The 2,040-nt window shown below is 35.6% G+C and carries 1 protein-coding gene; it reads left to right on the top strand.

Annotated features, from left to right (window positions below; genetic code table 11):
- Positions 1-2,040: two-partner secretion domain-containing protein (locus HMPREF1865_RS08535; RefSeq protein WP_155640508.1), on the top strand; the 2,040-nt coding region annotated here is incomplete at both ends.

Here is a 2,040-nt window from a genome sequence, read left to right as displayed (position 1 = left end):
TAATTCTTAATAACTCTTACCAAATGTCTAATACTAAGCTTGGTGGTTATGTACCTGGTAATGCTAATATGATGCGTGGTTCTGCCAATGTCATTGTTAACGAGGTTACTTCACACAATCCAACTAATATGAACGGGTTTATTGAGGTAGCAGGTCGTAAAGCTTCAGTAGTTATAGCAAATCCTAATGGCATTACTGTAGATGGTGGTGGATTTATCAATACAGATCGAGCAGTATTAACTACAGGTAAACCTGAATATGATTCAGCGGGAAATCTAAACTCATATCGGGTAGAGCGAGGAGCCGTTGCTATTAATAGAAACGGTCTTAATGCCAAAGAGGCTAACTCGTTACAAATTTTAACAGAAGCAACCAATGTAAATGCCGGAGTGTGGGCTAATACAATTGAAACACGTACTGGCAAAAATATAATAGATGCTAATACATTAGAGACTCAAAAAATTGGTGATTCTAGAAATGTTGGTTTAGATGTCTCTGCTATTGGTGGTATGTATGCTAATTCTATTACCATGAAAGGTACCAATACTGGTCTTGGTGTAAATGTTAAAGGTGTAATCAGCTCTACTCAAGCATCTAGTATTACTAGTGATGGCAAAATCATAGTTGATGGTGGTGTTACGAGTAATGGCAACACTACGTTAGCTGGTCAAAGCATTGCTATTCACAATAATGGTGTGGTTCAAGGTGATGTATCTACGACTGTAAATAGCCAAGAAACACTAAATAATAGTGGTCTTATTAACTCTGGAAATACTACGGCCATAAAAGCAAAATCCATAGATAATCATGAAGGTGGACGCATTTATGGTGATACTGTAGCTATTGATACAAAGACAGTTATAAACCATACAAATTCTAAAATAGAACAGCGTTACCATAAGGCTGGTAAAGATTTAGAAAAGGCTAAAAATGATCTTGATGTTGAATGGAATGCTGATATCACAAAATATAAAACTAAAACAGAGTTAGAAGCACATCGTCAACGTATTAAAGAGTTAACAAAGACTTATGATGAAGCACAGGAGAAAGTTACTTCCATAAAAAAAGAATTAGATACGCATAAGTCTGGTGTCATTGCAGGTCGTAATCACGTTGATATAAATACCGATACAATAAATAATACGGGTAAAGGTTTTATCTATAGTGGTGGAACTATGGACCTTACAGCTAAAGAGGGGATACATAATACAGGGGCTACAATTAAATCTGAAAAAGCTATAAAAATAGATTCTCCTATTGTAGAAAATAACAATGTTGCATTAGGTGTAAAGCGTGTTTCAGATGGTATTACTAAAAATCCTGATAAGTTAAAAGTTACTGACCCACACCATAAGTTAGAGGGCCAAGTCTTTGATAAGTCAGAATTCCCTTATGCTGATGATTCCAGTGGTTATGGCACACCGCATATGAAACCTGTTAAGACTGCTGAAGATGAAGCTTATAATAAAGAGATGGATAAAGATGAAAATCGAGTTCATAAATTTACGATTATTCGATCTGAAACAGAACAAACTCATAAAGAGGTTACTAATGATGATTCAGGTGTTATTAGTAGTGGCGGTGATATTGTAACTACAGGTATTCTCCATAATGATAATAGTAAGGTGATTTCTGGGGGGACGATTCAAACTAAGGGGCGAATAGAAAATATTTCCGATTCTTTAAGTGATAAGACCTTTATTACTGGAACTACTCAAGAGAGTAGAACTGAAAGAAAACGGAAAAGTCATGGTATAAGACATAAACGTCGCAGAGTTTGGGATCGAGAAGTTTATATGACACCAACTATTACTGAATCAAATGTAAAGCCAATTGGTACAGTTCAAGAGCATGCGGAAGATACATTGTCTAAAGCTACTATTGCAAAGGTTAATGATAGTTTAGATCCCTATGGTTTAGGTGGTGGCAAAGGTAAAGAAAGTCATACTATAGATGGTTTATCCTTACCAACAGAGGCACTATATCAAATTCATCCAAAAATTACAGCTAATGCTTTGATAGAGACTGACCCTGCTTTTA

The sequence above is a fragment of the Veillonella parvula genome (assembly GCF_001553335.1).
GTDB classification, from domain to species: domain Bacteria; phylum Bacillota; class Negativicutes; order Veillonellales; family Veillonellaceae; genus Veillonella; species Veillonella parvula_S.
The sequence above is the reverse complement of the archived record's forward strand: the minus strand, read 5'-3'. Positions and strand labels throughout refer to the sequence as shown.